The sequence below is a fragment of the Psychrobacter sp. TB15 genome (assembly GCF_000511655.1).
GTDB classification, from domain to species: domain Bacteria; phylum Pseudomonadota; class Gammaproteobacteria; order Pseudomonadales; family Moraxellaceae; genus Psychrobacter; species Psychrobacter submarinus.
Window position 1 is genome coordinate 150641 of record NZ_AYXN01000031.1, and the last position, 16489, is coordinate 167129.

General features: G+C 44.4%; 16 protein-coding genes. 6 read left to right on the plus strand and 10 right to left on the minus strand.

From position 1 onward, the window contains the following. Positions 1-63: 63 nt before the first annotated feature. From W234_RS0107505 to W234_RS0107515, 3 genes are all read right to left on the minus strand, one after another. Positions 64-1053 (minus strand): NADP-dependent oxidoreductase, encoded by a 990-nt coding sequence (locus tag W234_RS0107505; RefSeq protein ID WP_025646194.1) that lies wholly within the window; start codon positions 1051-1053, stop codon positions 64-66. A 110-nt stretch (positions 1054-1163) separates the two neighbouring features. Beyond that, entirely contained in the window at positions 1164-1919 is a 756-nt protein-coding gene (locus W234_RS0107510) for an endonuclease/exonuclease/phosphatase family protein (protein WP_025646196.1), read from the minus strand. Between the two features lie 180 nt (positions 1920-2099). Then, positions 2100-3212, minus strand: a complete 1113-nt coding sequence (locus tag W234_RS0107515; RefSeq protein ID WP_025646198.1) for a hypothetical protein — start codon at positions 3210-3212, stop codon at positions 2100-2102. 467 nt (positions 3213-3679) lie between these two features. On the opposite strand from W234_RS0107515, the gene W234_RS0107520 reads away from it, so the two are divergent. From W234_RS0107520 to W234_RS0107550, 6 genes are all read left to right on the plus strand, one after another. Beyond that, positions 3680-5875, plus strand: a complete 2196-nt coding sequence (locus W234_RS0107520) for a M3 family metallopeptidase (RefSeq protein WP_025646200.1) — start codon at positions 3680-3682, stop codon at positions 5873-5875. After that, positions 5875-6132 (plus strand): YheV family putative metal-binding protein, encoded by a 258-nt coding sequence (locus tag W234_RS0107525; protein ID WP_025646202.1) that lies wholly within the window; start codon positions 5875-5877, stop codon positions 6130-6132. The genes W234_RS0107520 and W234_RS0107525 overlap by 1 nt, the downstream gene beginning before the upstream one ends. 131 nt (positions 6133-6263) lie before the next feature. After that, the gene (locus tag W234_RS13825; RefSeq protein ID WP_037059294.1) at positions 6264-6860 is read left to right on the plus strand and encodes a hypothetical protein; all 597 of its coding nucleotides are present in this window, start codon (positions 6264-6266) and stop codon (positions 6858-6860) included. Positions 6861-6915: 55 nt separating this feature from the next. Continuing rightward, positions 6916-7491 carry a hypothetical protein gene (locus tag W234_RS0107535; RefSeq protein WP_025646204.1) on the plus strand — a complete coding sequence of 192 codons (576 nt, stop codon included), beginning with the start codon at positions 6916-6918 and terminating at the stop codon, positions 7489-7491. A 241-nt stretch (positions 7492-7732) separates the two neighbouring features. Continuing rightward, complete coding sequence (locus W234_RS0107545; RefSeq protein WP_025646206.1) at positions 7733-8641, plus strand: haloalkane dehalogenase; 909 nt, start codon at positions 7733-7735, stop codon at positions 8639-8641. 224 nt (positions 8642-8865) lie between these two features. Beyond that, entirely contained in the window at positions 8866-9582 is a 717-nt protein-coding gene (locus tag W234_RS0107550) for a hypothetical protein (RefSeq protein WP_025646208.1), read from the plus strand. Between the two features lie 190 nt (positions 9583-9772). Here W234_RS0107550 and W234_RS0107555 read toward each other — a convergent pair whose 3' ends face one another. The 7 genes from W234_RS0107555 to W234_RS13830 all read right to left on the minus strand — a co-directional run bounded on the left by W234_RS0107555 (position 9773) and on the right by W234_RS13830 (position 16385). Next, on the minus strand, positions 9773-10696 hold the full coding sequence (locus tag W234_RS0107555; protein ID WP_264673173.1) for a glutaminase: 924 nt from the start codon (positions 10694-10696) through the stop codon (positions 9773-9775). Between the two features lie 212 nt (positions 10697-10908). Then, positions 10909-13017, minus strand: a complete 2109-nt coding sequence (gene pnp / locus W234_RS0107560; protein ID WP_025646213.1) for a polyribonucleotide nucleotidyltransferase — start codon at positions 13015-13017, stop codon at positions 10909-10911. Between the two features lie 547 nt (positions 13018-13564). Next, on the minus strand, positions 13565-13831 hold the full coding sequence (gene rpsO / locus W234_RS0107565) for a 30S ribosomal protein S15 (RefSeq protein ID WP_051397416.1): 267 nt from the start codon (positions 13829-13831) through the stop codon (positions 13565-13567). A 419-nt stretch (positions 13832-14250) separates the two neighbouring features. Beyond that, positions 14251-14427, minus strand: coding sequence for a hypothetical protein (locus tag W234_RS14665; protein WP_198013331.1), 177 nt, complete (start codon positions 14425-14427; stop codon positions 14251-14253). 74 nt (positions 14428-14501) lie between these two features. After that, positions 14502-14663: a hypothetical protein gene (locus W234_RS14540; RefSeq protein WP_156923971.1), complete on the minus strand. Its 162-nt coding sequence runs from the start codon at positions 14661-14663 to the stop codon at positions 14502-14504. Between the two features lie 95 nt (positions 14664-14758). Continuing rightward, entirely contained in the window at positions 14759-15286 is a 528-nt protein-coding gene (locus tag W234_RS0107580; RefSeq protein WP_025646216.1) for a type 1 glutamine amidotransferase domain-containing protein, read from the minus strand. Between the two features lie 172 nt (positions 15287-15458). Beyond that, a complete protein-coding gene (locus W234_RS13830) occupies positions 15459-16385 on the minus strand; it encodes an IS30 family transposase (protein WP_025643743.1) in 927 nt (308 codons plus the stop codon). Between the last annotated feature and the right edge of the window lie 104 nt (positions 16386-16489).

Genomic DNA, 16489 nt, shown 5'->3' on the forward strand with positions numbered 1-16489 from the left:
GCTAGATAAAGGCTCTCTTTATCTAGCTTTGCTGTACTTATACTGATTATGGTTGCTTTAAACTTAGACTTCTAAGACGATCTTGCCAAAGGTATCGCCCTTTTGCAGCTCAGTATGAGCCGCTACCGTCTCTGATAAAGGATAGCTGTTTTGAATATGCAGCTTGAGAGTACCATCAGCAACTTGCTGCAAGACGCTTGCCATATCTTCGCCATTAGGCTTAACCGCATAACCTTCGATAGTGAGTGCCTCACTGCCAGCGGCTTTGAGTTTATCCACCCAGATAGTAGGCAATACATAAACTCGGCCATCAGATTTCAGGGTACTTAGTGCTTTTACCCCAGCATCATCACCGACTAAATCAAGTAATACATCGGCTTGTAGATCTGGAAAAGCCTTATCTTCGGTGTAGTCAATCCAGCCGGCAAGCTTGCTTTTATCAATCAAACGATCAAGCTTGTCATACTTCTCAGGCGAGCAAATCACGGTAAGCTTGATATTGTCTTGTGCCGCTTTTTTCATCAATAACTGCACGACTAGCTGCCCCACACCGCCTGCTGGCGCATTCATTACTACATGCTCGCCTGCCTTTATATCAGCAAACTGCACAAACTGTAGCGCCGTCTGTCCGGCACAAGGCGAAGCGCCTGCTTGCTTTAAGCTGACGTTGTCCGGAACTTTAGCCAGTAGTTTGCTATCAACGACAACGTACTGGGCATAACAACTGCCATCAAAGCTTAGCGCAGCTACTTTATCACCTACTGCAAAATCAGCGCTATTACTTTTGACCACCTCTCCTGCTACATCAAAACCTAGGATAGCCGGCTGATTATGATCGAATTGATTTTTTTGAATGTTGTCAGCCCCCCAGCCTTTGCCTTGGCGAGTCTTATAATCAACCGGATTGATACCGGCATAAGCCACTTTAATTAATACTTGTTCTTTGTCAATCTGAGGAACATCGATACCCTCCTCATACTTCATAACTTCAGGCTCGCCGAATTCACGGATGACAACGGCATGTTGACTAGTAGGCAGTGAGACAGTAGACATAATTATCTTCCTTGTGTTTTCGATTTATTTTAGGTGCTTGTTATTCTTAAATGATTGTCATTTTTCGATCAGTAGTAGCCTATACTGTTTCGTATAGGCTATATATACGCTCAAACCAGTGTAAACTCAGCGCTAATCGGTAGATGATCAGACAAGGTAGACCAAGGCTTGCCAGTGTGCACCCACGCGTCTTTGACTTTTAGGTTACGCACATATATCCGGTCCAGACTGAGTACTGGCAGCTTAGCAGGAAAGGTTGGAGACAGCTTGCCATGACAGTGTCTAAACGCTTCTATCATGCCTAGATTAGAAGCTAGTCTATCGCAAGACATCCGCTTCCAATCATTGAAGTCGCCGGCCAAAATAAGCGGCTGATCATCATCGATCTCGTTACGCATATATTGACTAATCGCTTCGTACTGCTTAACTCTATCGCGCTCAAAGAGGTTCAAATGCGCGCACAAGATAACTAGTGGCTTCTCCCACCCTAAAGGCTGTACTTCGCAATGTAGTACCCCGCGCTGCTCCAGTTTATTCACCGTAATATTGACATTGTGTTTAGGATCTAATGGAAAGCGGCTTAATACTGCATTACCGTGATGACCGTTTTCGTACTCTGAGTTTTTGCCATAGCTGTTTTGTAGTTGCAGATATTCACCAAACCACTCATGCTGCGACTGATCGGGATACTCATTGTATTGCATATTGCGTTTGAGATTTTGGCCTTGCACTTCTTGTAAGCACAGTACATCAGAACCGATGGACTCTAATGCTTGGGCAATACCTTGCATTTTGACCTGCCGATTCAGTGGCGACATGCCTTTATGTATGTTGTAACTGGTTAAAATAAAAGATTGTGTAGTCATAGAGTTGGCATTCTTGAGCTAAGAAAAGGGATGGGTCTCATAAATTGATAGTGAAACCACTACCTAACCATAGGGTTAAGATAAAAGAGCATTGATCCGTAGCGAACCAATGCTCTGTTTAGATCTATTTACGCTTTATGGCCATGACTTATTCATTAATCATGACTTCATGGACGCTGACTAGTAGCGAGTAACCAGAGCGATCGGCTGATCTTCACCCATAATCTCTTCAGGTAAGAAGATAACATCACCGCCGTTATGCATAACGTGCTCGATGATAACGCCAATCGCATCATCAGTAACCCCTTCTCCCGATGCATCATCTACAGGGGTTAAAGACTGCGCTTTTTCGTCAATCTTAGCTGGCTGGATGTACCAACGACGCACATATAGGGTCTCGCCGGCGCCTTGAAAGGCACTGCGATAGACTTCTTGTAGGTCAGTCTGTAGCATACTGGCACCGCGTGCTTTGTCAATCTCGCCCATCGCCTCAGTATGTAATGAGCTGCGATACTCTTCCACCGACTCTTGCACACTATCGATGATATGCTGAGCACTGCCATCATCTAGATTGGTCACATTGGATACTGTAGCGATGATATTATCAGGACGGTCACAGACTTCTTTATAGTAACCGATATTTTTTGCATCACCGACGATAACTAGAGGTAGCTTATGCTCACCCCATAGCTCTTGTACGCTTTTATCGACTTGGTTAAAGAACTCTTTTAGATGGCTGCTTTCGTTATTTGATGAACGATCCGAACCACCATCGCTAGTCATATATAAGCCGTTGTTATCAATAGGGAAAGGTATGTTTTCCATATTGTTTTGCTTATCATCCTCAGGCTGAAACTCTGCTACTACGCGATCATTAGAGGCTTCAATCAAGCGCGCCATATTACGGGTAATGACCACCGCATAAAAGTGTACTGCGCTTGCCATATCACGGACTAAATCACGTGTTGCAAAGCTATCGGAGATGACTACCCGCTCAGTCGTATCTATAGGCATACGCACCACTTGTACATCATCTGTACTTGCAAAGATAGCTAGAGTATCGAGGTTATAATTATGATTTAATTCATCTATCTTGGCGTGAATACCTTCTAAAATCGTTGTTGCGGTCTGCTTATCATATTCTTTATTTAGACGGTCTTCGGCAACTTTTAGCTGGTTCTTTAGGGCAATAGGATCTTTTTCGTTTGCAGGATGCTCACGGTGGGTTTTGACAAAGATACTTACCGCAGGGTTTGCTTTGGTTTCGCGTAAACTCTTAAGCGTCGCTTTCATAAATCATGCTCCTTATTTTATTATCGTTTGTTTTCTAGTAGTTTTGTTTTTTAGTGCTAGTCTTTCAGTGCTTTTCTATTGGTGATTGTCTTTTAGTGTTTATCTTTAAGTGATTGTTGTCTTAACAATTATGATGCTAGCAATTTCACTCTATAAGCTATATGGTTGCTTTGCAAGCAAATGATAAGGCTTTGTAAGCAAATTAAAATAAATCCTAGATTCATCATACCGCTGGCTATCGCTCAATCCCATCAAAAATGCAGCAATAAGCGTTCGTGCCAATAGCAGGACGTCATTAACATATCGACTTATTGGGCACGAGCTATAGCATCAGAGCCATGACATAGTATGCGAAAAACACTCGCTATAATTCGCTATAGCTATAAAAGCTTGCGGCTTGCATTCTCCACCAAACATACCCATCTTTTATCTTATACCTATTTTTAACCCTTACTTTGGATATTTTTATGACTGCTTTAGCGACCCATTTGCGCCTTGTTGATTTTCCTTCAGCAACGCCTAATCATTTACAACAACAAGTCACGAAAGCTATCGATGAAGCCAATGACTTTTTGGATCAGCTCAGTGCCTCTCAAGACCAAGACTCTACCCCGATACGCGCGGAACAAGCGCTTGATGATATCATGCAGTTCGATCATATTAATTTAGCACTAGATCGTAGTTGGGGCGTGTTGTCGCATCTTAATAGCGTGATGAGTAATGATGATATTCGCCACGTGCACCACGAGTTGCTACCGATGTTATCGGCTTATGGTACTCGTGTTGGGCAGCACAAGCCGCTTTTTGAGCGCTACCAAGCGATCGCTGAGGATACAGAGCTCTACTCTCAGCTTGAGCCTGCGCGCACACGGGCGATTGCTTTGGCGCTACAAAGGTTTGAGCTATCAGGGGTAGCGCTGCCAAAAGCGCAGCAAGAGCAGTTTGCCACTATTCAAAGCAAGCTATCGACTCTGTCCGCCACTTTCTCCGATCACATCTTGGATGCAACCCAAGCTTATGCTTTGCCTCTACAAAATGAGCAATTGGCAGGGGTAACGGAGAGCGGTCTTGGTCTGCTAGCCGATGCAGGCGAGCAGTATAAGGCTCATCAGCTGGCCTGTGATAAGCTAACGCAAGCTGAAATCGATGCGCTGCCGACGCCTTATTATGTGGCGACGCTCAATATTCCTGTTTATTTAGCCGTGATGACACACGCCGATGATCGTCAGCTCCGCGAAACTTTATACAAAGCTTATGTCACGCGCGCCTCAGAGTTTGATACTCATACCAACGCCAAAGGTGAGTCGTTAAACAACGCCGATATCATGAGTGACATCCTACAGCTACGCGAACAAAAAGCGGCGCTGCTTGGCTTTGATAACTATGCCGAGGTGTCACTATCGACGAAGATGGCGGATAACGTCGCTGAGGTCGAGACGTTTTTACGCAGCTTAGCGGCCAAGGCAACACCCGTTGCCCAGCAAGATCTAGCGCAGTTACAAGAGTGTGCCAAAGAGTATGGTATTACCGACTTACAGCCTTGGGATAACGCTTATATCGCCGAAAAAGTGAAGCAAAATAAGTTCAATCTATCCCAAGAAGCCATACGTCCTTATTTCCCTTTACCCAAAGTCATTGAGGGATTATTTGCCATTGTTGAGCGACTTTATGGCATCACCGTTATTGAGCAAGACTCAGCGGATAATGAAGCGAATACGTCCGCTTCGCTTTGGCACAATGACGTGCGCTTTTATCAGCTATTCGATAGCGATGATAGCTTGATTGGTGGGTTTTATTTCGATTTGTTTGCGCGCAGTGGTAAGCGCGGCGGCGCTTGGATGAGTGGCTTCCAAGCGCGCTATCGCTATGATAATGAGGGTTATGAGCAGTTGCCTGTGTGCTTTATGGTCGGTAACTTTACACCAGCCCTCGCCGGTAAACCCAGCTTACTCACTCACGATGAAGTATTGACCCTATTTCATGAGTTCGGTCATGGTCTGCACCATTTGCTAACACAAGTGAGCGTCGGCGATGTGGCCGGCGTCAATGGTGTGGAATGGGACGCCGTCGAGCTGCCGAGCCAATTTATGGAGAACTGGGCATGGGACTCTGAAGGGATTGCGCTTATTAGCAGTCACGTCGAGACGGGCGAGCCGCTACCGCAAGACAAACTTGACGCCCTGCTTGCCGCCAAAAACTTCCAAAGCGGTATGCAAACGCTGCGCCAAGTCGAGTTTGCTTTGTTTGATTTACTCATTCACGCGCAAACGCCCGCGCCCGATTACGAAGGTATTTTAGCGACACTAAACGCGGTACGCGCCGATATCGCTATCATGGATACGCCTGATTATAACCGCTTTGCCAATGGCTTTAGCCATATCTTCGCAGGCGGCTATGCGGCGGGTTACTATTCTTATAAATGGGCTGAGCTATTATCTGCTGATGCGTTTAGTAAGTTTGAAGAAGAAGGTATTTTTAATCCCAGTACTGGCAAAGCGTTTCGCGATACCATACTGTCAGTAGGAGGCAGCTTGCCTGCTAAAACCAATTTCGAGAACTTCCGTGGTCGCAGCGCGAGTATTGACGCTTTACTGCGCCATAGCGGTTTTGACATGGTAGATAGCAAAGCTGCCAATACACAGATATCAAATGAGGCCGGCTAATGCGTTATCAATCTGAGCGCCCTAAACGCCGATTTTTGGCAGGGGTGCGCTGTCCTAAATGTCAAGCGTTAGATGCTATTGTGCAAGTCAATATATTCGTTCCGGAAGCGGATGAATATATCGAATGCACCCAGTGCGATCATAGCGAGCGTCGCCCTGATTCTGATGAGGTCAGCGCAAAAAAACATCTTGAGGATCAGCTAGCACGCGATGCTATGCCGACTGGCACTCATGGTACAGTTAAGTTTAAACCTTGAGCGCAGCAATAAGTATTTTATAATTCTGTCTTTATTCTCAAGGCCTATCAACAGATAGGCTTTTTACTTTTAGTTTGCTATAGTTTTGTTATAGTATAGCCACCTGACTTCTAGTAGCCACTGGCAAGCGTATGACTTCCAAAAAACCACATTCTACCTTTAGCAAAGGCAAAAAACACCAGTCTGCAAAACCACGTCATAAAAAATGGCTAGTGGCGATATTACTTTTGCCTATTCTTATCATCGGCTATCTGTTTTGGTCGCAGCCTTCTTCTGATACCACAGTCGCACCTATGGTCGCGCCGCCGACAGTATCTCAGCAAAATGAAGCGGCTCGCTCTGCCGACCCTAGTACAGACCCTAGCGCAGAAGATGCTATTATCGAGTCGGATACCAAGAGTGATAATGATGCTATTAATGGCTCTAGCAATGACAGTATTGTTGATGAAAATTTGAGCGCTAGTAAAGATAATGCCACTGAGAATAAATCGAATGTAGCCATACCGAGCTCGAAGGCTATTACCGATGCACCTATACCAGAGACTGATACGCTCGCCAAAGAAGAGATCGACCGCTTAGCTGATGAGCATCAGCGCCTAAAAGAGCAGGAGAACATCGATGCTGAGCAAATTGAGATGACTAAGAGCTTGATGCAAATGAAAGCGCAGCAAATCGAATTACTCGAACGACAAATCGCTGAATTAGAAGCAGAGCAAGCGGCTCAATGATAATCTAGTTAGTAAGCGCTGACTTATCAAAGCTATCAACAATAGGACTATCGTCATGGCTACTATCGAGCAAACCCATACGCCTATTTTGAACAGTAACGCGCAAGTCCTTATCTTACCCGTCAATAGCGCTGGCGTCCTGTTAGATTCAGTATTAACGCGCTGCAAGACGCTTTATCCTGACAACTATCAGCGTTACCATCGCGCGTGCCGTGATGGCAGCCTAATGGTTGGCAGCTGCTTACTACACAAGCGTCAACGTGAGCTTGCCGGTCTTAGCGCCGCGCATAATGGTAATCAGCCAAACTACATTGCCAATTTAGTCATCTCTGATCACCCTTATCATTCTGCTCGCACCCGCTGGCTCACTGCAGCTTTGATAGATCTGCAACAGCAGCTGATGCCGCTGATTCGCTATCAAGGCGTCCGCAAAGCCGCTTTATTAGCGCGTCCCCTCCTCGCCTCTAGCTCTGCTAATAGGACTGAACCTAACCGTACTGGTCTGACGACAGAGACGACGGCTCTTCCTTTGGATTGGCATTCAGTGGTTCTACCCTTGATTAATCAGCACTTGCAAGCGCTCCCTAAATTACGTATTGCAGTGCATACTCCTAAGAGCCTTTCGCTATAAAGGAGGCTACTTTACAAAGTGGCTATTGTATAATTTTGACTCATCACCCGTGTTCAAAGCGTGTTTTGTAAAATACCCTGTATAGTAAAATCAAAATATGCTAAAAACAGTGCTTACTACTTAATGACTAAAGCGACGAGCGAGACTGTCGTTAAGCGGCGACGAATGCCGCGACTTAAAGCATTTTGATATAAAGCGTCGCGATCTACAGTATTATAATTTTCTGACAAAAGGACTGTCTATGAAAACCCTCAGAACTCCCGACTCGCATTTTGATAATCTACCTGACTTCGATTTTGCGCCAAATTATTTGATGGTTGCTGATGGCGACGGCGGCGAGCTGCGCGTACATTATCTAGATGAAGGTAATAAAGACGCTGACCCTATATTACTACTGCATGGTGAGCCGTCATGGTGCTACCTGTATCGCAAAATGATACCGATTCTGACCGCAGCGGGACACCGTGTTATCGCGCCGGACTTGCCAGGATTTGGGCGCTCGGACAAGCCGGCCTCACGTACCGACTACACTTATCAGCGCCATGTTGACTGGATGCAATCGCTAGTGGAGCAGCTAGATTTGCAAAATATCACTCTGTTTTGTCAAGATTGGGGCGGTCTGATTGGGCTACGACTTGTCGCGGATAACTCTGAGCGCTTTGCGAGAGTCGCGGCTGGCAACACCATGCTTCCCACCGGCGATCATGACCCTGGTGAGAGCTTTCGTCAGTGGCAGCAGTTCTCACAGGACACGCCAGAGTTTCATGTTGGCGGTATCATCAACGGCGGTACAACTACTGAATTATCACAGGCGACCATAGATGCATACAACGCGCCCTTCCCTAATGAGACCTACAAAGAAGGCGCAAGGCAGTTCCCTATACTAGTGCCAACGACGCCTGATGATCCCGCCTCAGAGGCTAACCGCGCCGCTTGGGGCAAGCTTGGTCAATGGACTAAGCCTTTTATCACTCTATTTGCGGACTCCGACCCTGTGACTGCAGGCGGAGATAAAATTATGCAAAAGCTGATACCAGGTACCAAAGGTCAAAAGCATACTACAATTGCTAACGCCGGTCATTTTTTGCAAGAAGATCAAGGTGAGCATATAGCTGAGTTATTAGCACAGTTCATCGCTGACAACCCATAGTAGGATATACTCTCGATAAACCTGCCGCAGAGCGCTCTTTATTTATGTTGTCATATACGAGTAAAGAGTTACTGTATATGCAGCAACTCCTTATCGTGTTTACTTCTGTAGCCGTTAAATAGTAGTTTGATATCAACACCTTGTTTAAGCTCAGATCATCCCTTAACATCCTTTTTAAGAGTATGAGATAAATCTTAACTCACTTTTATAAAGGATAAACAACAATGTCAAACAACAATAATAGCTCTAATCAAACTCAAGCAAATCAAGATCAGACGCAGTCTTATGATAATGATACAGTTACAGGCGTAGAAGTCGTCAAAGACGATACTGTGGTCTATGAAGATGGCGACTTTGAAGAGTATAACGAAGCGCATGATTTTGAAGAAGATAGTCAAGACAGCTCGGCTAAAGACAGTTCAACTAAAGACAGCATCGAAGATCTAAAACAGTCAGTCGACCAAACATCGAATAATGACAAAGATGACCAGTCGCAAAAAGCGAGCAAAGATAAAGACACTGATAAAGAGCAAACGTCTAATAAAGCAGACAATGCTAAAAACAAAGCTAGCAGTGATAAAGAGAAGTCTAAACCTAGCGAAGATGATAAAGACTCGCAAGACAGTAAAGCTGGCAAGAAAGATAGTGCTGATAAAGAGGACAAATCTAGCTCAGCTATGGCAGGTATTTATCAGTGGGCCTCAAAGCTCAAAGATGACCTGACCTCTGATACTGGCGGCATGACTCAAGACGTCTCTGAAAAAGCGACGGCTATGATGCTCGGTAAACTTGTCGATGCTGCAGACCTTGAACTGGCTGCGTTTGATAAAAGCTTAGAAGTTGCAAAAAACCTCATCGCGACGGCAGAAGAGAGACGCGAAAAGATTGTCGCTCGTAAGGACAAGTATCAAGGTATGATCGATCAGCTAGACCAAGAATAATCCCTTTAATTGATCAGCTTCGAAGTTTAAAGTGCTACGAATCCAATGTCGGATGTTTACTTTTAAGCATTCGGCATTGGATTTTTCGTTAACGTTTTAAAAGAACTTTATTCTATATATCGCCACTAGTGGTTTTTTATATCCAAAATCTTTGACATATTATTGCTACCAACAAGCCCTTAGAGCTTAATTATTTTGAAAAAACAGACCAGCCTGTCTGCTCTCCGAGTAGCTCTAAAGCTTTGGTCCCAAGTTTCGAGTTGCCGACTGAATTTAGGCCCGGTGACCATACTGCAATTGCGCCTTTGCCTGGTGCTATGGTAAGAATACCGCCACCGACGCCGCTTTTACCCGGTAGACCCACCTGATAAGCAAACTCTCCAGAGCCATCATAGTGACCACACATCATCATCAACGAATTGATCCGCTTAGATTGCTGCGGGCTGATTACCTTTGCCCCTGTGGGTTGATTGACGCCATTGGAGACCAAAAACAGACCGGCACGGGCCAACTGCTCACAGCTCATCGCAATCGAGCATTGATAAAAATAAGTGTTGAGAATGTTATCGACATTGTGCTGTAGATGACCGAAGGATTTCATAAAATGCGCAAGCGCCGCGTTGCGATCTTCGTGGTCAATCTCAGACGTCGCTACTTTGTAGTCAAAGCAGATCGTCTCATCGTCTGCGATAAAGTGCACAAACTGCAATATTTCATCTAATATTTCTGTGGGCTCGCGTCCGAGCATTATCGCATCGACCACAGCAATGGCGCCTGCATTGATAAAAGGGTTGCGCGGCCTGCCCGATTCATATTCTAGTATAGTGATCGAATTAAAAGGATCACCCGAAGGTTCGCGGCCGACATGACGCCAAAGCGCGCTGCCGAGTTTGCTCAGCGCAAGGGTTAATGTAAATACTTTGGAAATACTTTGTATAGAGAACAGCGTTTTGGCGTCGCCTGCCGAGTACATTTGCCCATCCGGGGTCGCAACAGCAATGCCGAATTGATTGGGGTCGACATGGGCGAGCTGCGGAATGTAATCTGCCACTTTTCCGCGCTCTGTCTCTAGCGCCATTTGGGCGGTAATGTCATCCAAGATTTGTTGCATCATAAGGAGTAACCGTGTTTTATAAGTTTTCTTAAATAGCGGTGATTTTAACTTAATTTAGCAGGATGTTGCGTGCAGCTTACGACACTCAACATTGTAAAGTACAAATTACTTTCATCATATTATTCAGAAGCAAAACCCATACAAAAACCGCCCTAACTATGAAGCTAGAGCGGTTTTTGTATTTGTACTCAATTAGATTGAGCTAAAACTATTTATTCAGCAGCGGCATCTTGCTCAACGCCTTTCATAGTCAGCTTAATGCGACCACGGTTATCGACGTCTTGTACTAAGACTTTAACGGTTTGGCCCTCAGATAGATAGTCAGAAACATTCTCGACACGCTCTTCAGCGATTTGTGAGATGTGTACCAGACCATCTGTATTTGGTAAGACGTTCACGAATGCGCCAAAGTCTACGATACGCGCGACAGTACCTTCATAAGTTTTACCGACTTCAACCTCAGCAGTAAGCGCTTCGATTTTACCGATAGCGGCTTTGGTTGCGGCTTTGTTTTCGCCAAAGATACGGATGGTACCAGCATCATCGATATCGATGACAGCACCTGTCTCTTCAGTTAGCTGACGGATCATCGCGCCGCCTTTACCGATGACGTCACGAATCTTATCAGGGTTGATCTCAATCACTGCATAGTTCGGTGCATGCGCATTGATTTCAGTACGGCTCTCAGGCAGTACTTTATTCATTGCATCTAAGATATGGATACGACCCGCATGAGCTTGCTTAAGCGCTTGCTCCATGATGTCCGGCGTAATGCCTTCGATTTTAATATCCATTTGCAGGGCGGTGATACCGTCTTTAGAACCAGCAACCTTAAAATCCATGTCTCCAAGATGATCTTCGTCACCTAAGATGTCAGATAAGACCGCAAAGCGCTCGCCTTCTTTCACTAGACCCATAGCGATACCAGCGACTGGTGCTTTAAGTGGCACGCCTGCGTCCATCAAGGCAAGGCTAGCACCACAAACAGAAGCCATAGAAGAAGAACCGTTTGATTCTGTGATCTCTGATACCACGCGGATGACATACGGGAAGCGTTCGCTGTCTGGTAGCATCGCTTGCACACCGCGGCGCGCTAGGCGACCATGACCAATCTCGCGACGCTTTGGAATGCCTTCGCGGCCGGTCTCGCCCACTGAGAAATGCGGGAAGTTATAATGCAACATGAAATGATCACGGATCGTACCCGCTAATGAGTCAATCATATTGACATCACGGCTGTTACCCAAAGTGGTGGTCACTAGCGCCTGAGTCTCACCGCGAGTAAATAATGCTGAACCATGCGTATAAGGAAGCACGCCAACTTGTACGTCTAGCGCACGCACAGTATCCAAATCACGGCCGTCGATACGCGGCTTACCTGACAAGATGTTGTCACGTACCGTACGATACTTAAGGTCATTATAGATGTCTTTTAGCTCAGCGACTTTGCTACTGTAGTCCTCAGACTCGCTATCACCTGCTAGCGCTTCGATAGCGGCGTCTTTAATTTCATCAAGTTTCGTGTAGCGATCTTGCTTGTTTTTAATGCTATAAGCATCAGCCACTTGCGCGCCGAACTGCTCTTTCATAGCAGATTCTAGCTTCTCATCGGTCTTTGGTGCTTCATACTGCTGCTTAGCCGTACCGACTTCCTCAGCTAGCGAGATAATATTATCGATGACAATTTGCTGCTGCTCATGACCGTAGAGTACCGCACCAAGCATTTGATCTTCTGAGAGCTCAGCGGCCTCAGATTCAACCATCAGTACAGCAGACTTAGTACCAGCAACCACTAGATCAAGATCACTCTCTTCGAGCTGTTCAAGTGTTGGGTTTAGGACGTATTCGCCATTCATAAAGCCAACACGCGCCGCTGCTACAGGGCCATTGAATGGCGCATCAGAGATAGCCAGTGCCGCTGAAGCACCAATGAGGGCTGCGATATCAGCAGACTGAGTCTTATCTGACGAGACAACCGTCGCTGTGATTTGAACTTCGTTGACATAACCTTCAGGGAATAACGGACGAATCGGACGGTCGATAAGACGTGAGGTTAAGGTTTCGTTTTCACTAGCACGGCCTTCGCGTTTGCCATAAGCGCCTGGGATTTTACCCGCAGCATACATTTTTTCTTGATAGTTAACGGTCAACGGGAAGAAGTTTTGACCTTCTTTAGCGTCAGACTTGACGACCGCTGCAACTAAAACCGTAACACCGCCCATATGTACCATAATAGAGTTTGCTTGACGGGCAACACGGCCAGTCTCGATAACGACTTGCTGGTCGCCATATTGAAACTCACGGGTAATGGTATTAAACATTGACTGGTTTGACATATAAATTTTTTCCTAATGTTGAATGACGAAAATGATAGTCGCCTGTATAAACAGCGCGCGTATCGCTCGTTAAAACTTTTAATAAATGCTTTGGCGCCTGACGACTATCGATAAGCTAAACAAACCAAGCTCCACCGCGCCTATAGTAACTTATGTGCTTATATTAACTAATGTGCAAGTACTGGCACTGAATAAAAATCCATATATTATATTTTACTTCTTTATAAACTTGATAACGCTACTAGTATCAATAATCTTGATAGCACTTTTATACCATCGCCTATTTTACAGAGATTTGTGGCCATTGACCAATTAATTGCAACCCTAAGCACTCTTTATGTTAGCGACTGGTTATTGTCATAACAGGCTTTGCGACCTCTGCTATTTTACAATCTGGTTTACCACTTCAAATAATGATAATGGGTCAACTATCCATACGGCATAAAAAAACGGTGTGAAACTATTCCACACCGTCTTATACTGCTCAAGTCTTGCTGTATTAATCTCATCTACCTTATCGGTAGAGGTTAAATTAACGACGCAGACCTAACTGGTTGATCAAAGTAGAATAACGACCAAGATCTTTACCTTTTAGGTAATCAAGTAGTTTACGGCGAGTGTTAACCATACGGATAAGACCACGGCGGCTATGATGATCGCCTTTGTGCTCTTTAAAATGGTTCTGTAGATCGTTGATACGAGCACTCAATAGAGCAACTTGTACTTCTGGTGAGCCAGTATCGTTTTCGCCGCGTTGGTATTGGGCGATGATTTGTTCGCGATCGGTATTCGTTAGCATAATAGTCTCCAGCAATGCTAAGAGTTAAATAACTTATTCAATCAATTTGAACGGTTATCAAACTATAAAGTAAATAAAATAGCCCACTTCTCATTCAGGGCAACCCTGCATTACTAGAGTTACCCTATTGACAAGCAAGCTTAGGTGGTTAGCTTCAATTTAAGATATAAGCAATACCAAGTCGGTGAAACCATGACGTTGATAAAATTATCGTAATGGTAAGTCTGTAGTCTAAAGACTATAAGCCTTCCCTATTAAAACTTGGCGCTAGTATAACAAAAAACGGCTCAACTAGCAGCAATTATTCGCAGTAGTTTGAACCGTTTACAATTTAAGCCGTGTCCACTCTAAGCTATTTGTAGTTTAAATTATATAAACTAGAGTAGACATGGCAAAAGTATCGATAGTTATCAGTTAGCTTACTTTTTATTCAGATCGTCTTCTTTAGCAGTTCCGCCTAAAGCATCATTATCTAAAGGGGCAGTTGTTGCCTCGGCTAAGCTATCAGGACTCTTATCTTCTTTTGGGTTGATGTCGTCAGCTAGCTTTTCGATCCGCTGCTCTTCTGTGTCCATGTTTTTCTCTGACTTATCCATATTATTTCCCTATCTGATTGCGTTGACCTGTTGTTGTCTTGGCATTCAATGAATACTTACTGAAAATTAAGCTATTACTTATCTTTCTTAGCTTCTTTTACATTATCAGCAATACGATCTGCTGCAGCTTCACTATCTGTCGTGTGGTTGTCTTCTGTCTGGCTCTTAAGAGACGCTTCTGCTGACTCTGAACGCTGCTGTTCAAGCTTAGTATCGTTTGGGTTAGGCTGTGTCATAATAATATCCTCTGTAAGTTAAGTTATCATTGTTAAATGATTGGTTATCAAAATTATCTAATTTTTAGAATGTATTAGTATCTGTAAAAAACGGCTCATTTAGACAGTGCTTTATCGATAGCTTCAACGAAATTATCAATATCATCTGGGTTGCGTGAAGTGATTAAGTTACCATCGACCTGCACGGTTTCATCAACGAAAGTTGCTCCGGCATTCTCTAAATCTGTCTGTAAGGAATGATAGGCCGTCAAGGTTCTACCTTTAGCAATACCAGTATTAATAAGTGTCCAAGGCGCATGACAGATAACAGCTAAAGTCTTATCGCTGTCATTAATAGCTTTTATGATGCTATGGGCTTGCTCGTTACCACGAATGGTATCAGCGTTAACGGTACCACCCGGCAATACTAAAGCATCGTACTCATCGGTATTCGCCTCTTTGGCAAAGATATCAGCAGTGAACGTATCACCCTTATTGACATCCTGATTCATCGCCTGAACTTCTTTGTCATCGTTGGTTGTTATGAGCAGTGTCTTATAACCTTTGTCTTTAAGCTTATTATTGACCTCTTCGTACTCAGCTTGTTCAAAGTTATTATGTAATAAAAATGCAATAGTCTTCATGGACCACCTCTTTTATTCGTAACGTTAATTTAGCTTGCTGGTATTATCATTATGATTGCTTAGATTCACTTTAATAGTGTGCTATTAAGTGCTATTGTTATTTGATGTCTCAAACTTTCCTTCACTGGAATTATAGTTATTATTTACTTAGATTAACACACCAAGTGCAACGCTAATTAATATTATAGAACGCCTGCATAGGCGTCTTAAACCCTAATCGTTTTCTTGGTCTGTTGTTTAGTTTGTTCTCAATGTCCTGTATTTCATTATCAGAGACTTGTCTAAAGTCACAACCCTTAGGCAAGTACTCTCTGATAAGGCCATTGGTATTCTCGTTGGTTCCTCGCTGCCATGACGCATAAGCATCGGCAAAGAAGAAAGGGCTAAAGAGCTTTTGTTTCACCTTCTTATGCTGAGCAAACTCTTTACCATTGTCAGAGGTAATGGTCTTAACCTGCAACCTCACTGGCGCTAAGAGTTCTATCATTGCCTCTGATACTTGCTGTGCTGTTTTATGACCCACACGCTTCATCTTCAGCAGCCCCGTTTTACGTTCAACGAGCGTGACAATCGCTTGCTTGTGATGCTGACCGATAACGGTATCCGCTTCCCAATCTCCAATACGTGAGCGTTCTTCAACAATACAAGGGCGCTCATGAATCGAGACTCTGTCATTGATACGGCCTCGAGTCTCAGCGGTTAGACGCTGCCGGTATGGTTTTCCTTTACGTCTGAGACACTGCCACAATGTACCGCCCTGCCTCTTATCACGCCAAATATAGCGATAAATGCTCATATGACTGATACCAGCATGAACGCCAGATATTTGCTCAGGACTCCAGTTCTCTTTAAGCTTGTCTGTCACCCATGCCCAGAGGTCAGTCACAATAGTTGTGGCGTTGTTAGCCCGTCTGTCACAAGCCTTGTTATTAGCATGCTTTGCTCGGTAACCTCGTAGGCTTTTATTACGCCTAAGCTCTCTTGATATGGTACTGGGACTTCTGTTTAACACCCTCGCTATAAAATTAATACTATGTTTTGCCCCTTTAAGGGCATAAATCTGGTATCGTTCACCTAGGCTTAGATGTGTATAGCTCATGGTTGCAATCTCACTTTGGTCGGTGGATAAAAACTTTGATGCTAGCGCATCTAGGTCTTTTTTTCACCTTGCATTTGGTATTGCACTTCATGTGTTAATCTAAG

Excerpts from the sequence above, each read along its gene's own strand:
- W234_RS0107505 (WP_025646194.1), bottom strand. The coding sequence starts at position 1,053 with ATGTCTACTGTCTCACTGCCTACTAGTCAACATGCCGTTGTCATCCGT.
- W234_RS0107555 (WP_264673173.1), bottom strand. The coding sequence starts at position 10,696 with ATGATGCAACAAATCTTGGATGACATTACCGCCCAAATGGCGCTAGAG.
- W234_RS13825 (WP_037059294.1), top strand. The coding sequence starts at position 6,264 with ATGACTTCCAAAAAACCACATTCTACCTTTAGCAAAGGCAAAAAACAC.
- W234_RS0107515 (WP_025646198.1), bottom strand. The coding sequence starts at position 3,212 with ATGAAAGCGACGCTTAAGAGTTTACGCGAAACCAAAGCAAACCCTGCG.
- W234_RS0107525 (WP_025646202.1), top strand. The coding sequence starts at position 5,875 with ATGCGTTATCAATCTGAGCGCCCTAAACGCCGATTTTTGGCAGGGGTG.
- W234_RS14665 (WP_198013331.1), bottom strand. The coding sequence starts at position 14,427 with ATGGATAAGTCAGAGAAAAACATGGACACAGAAGAGCAGCGGATCGAA.
- W234_RS0107520 (WP_025646200.1), top strand. The coding sequence starts at position 3,680 with ATGACTGCTTTAGCGACCCATTTGCGCCTTGTTGATTTTCCTTCAGCA.
- W234_RS14540 (WP_156923971.1), bottom strand. The coding sequence starts at position 14,663 with ATGACACAGCCTAACCCAAACGATACTAAGCTTGAACAGCAGCGTTCA.
- W234_RS0107580 (WP_025646216.1), bottom strand. The coding sequence starts at position 15,286 with ATGAAGACTATTGCATTTTTATTACATAATAACTTTGAACAAGCTGAG.
- W234_RS0107545 (WP_025646206.1), top strand. The coding sequence starts at position 7,733 with ATGAAAACCCTCAGAACTCCCGACTCGCATTTTGATAATCTACCTGAC.
- pnp (WP_025646213.1), bottom strand. The coding sequence starts at position 13,017 with ATGTTTAATACCATTACCCGTGAGTTTCAATATGGCGACCAGCAAGTC.
- rpsO (WP_051397416.1), bottom strand. The coding sequence starts at position 13,831 with ATGCTAACGAATACCGATCGCGAACAAATCATCGCCCAATACCAACGC.
- W234_RS13830 (WP_025643743.1), bottom strand. The coding sequence starts at position 16,385 with ATGAGCTATACACATCTAAGCCTAGGTGAACGATACCAGATTTATGCC.
- W234_RS0107550 (WP_025646208.1), top strand. The coding sequence starts at position 8,866 with ATGTCAAACAACAATAATAGCTCTAATCAAACTCAAGCAAATCAAGAT.
- W234_RS0107535 (WP_025646204.1), top strand. The coding sequence starts at position 6,916 with ATGGCTACTATCGAGCAAACCCATACGCCTATTTTGAACAGTAACGCG.
- W234_RS0107510 (WP_025646196.1), bottom strand. The coding sequence starts at position 1,919 with ATGACTACACAATCTTTTATTTTAACCAGTTACAACATACATAAAGGC.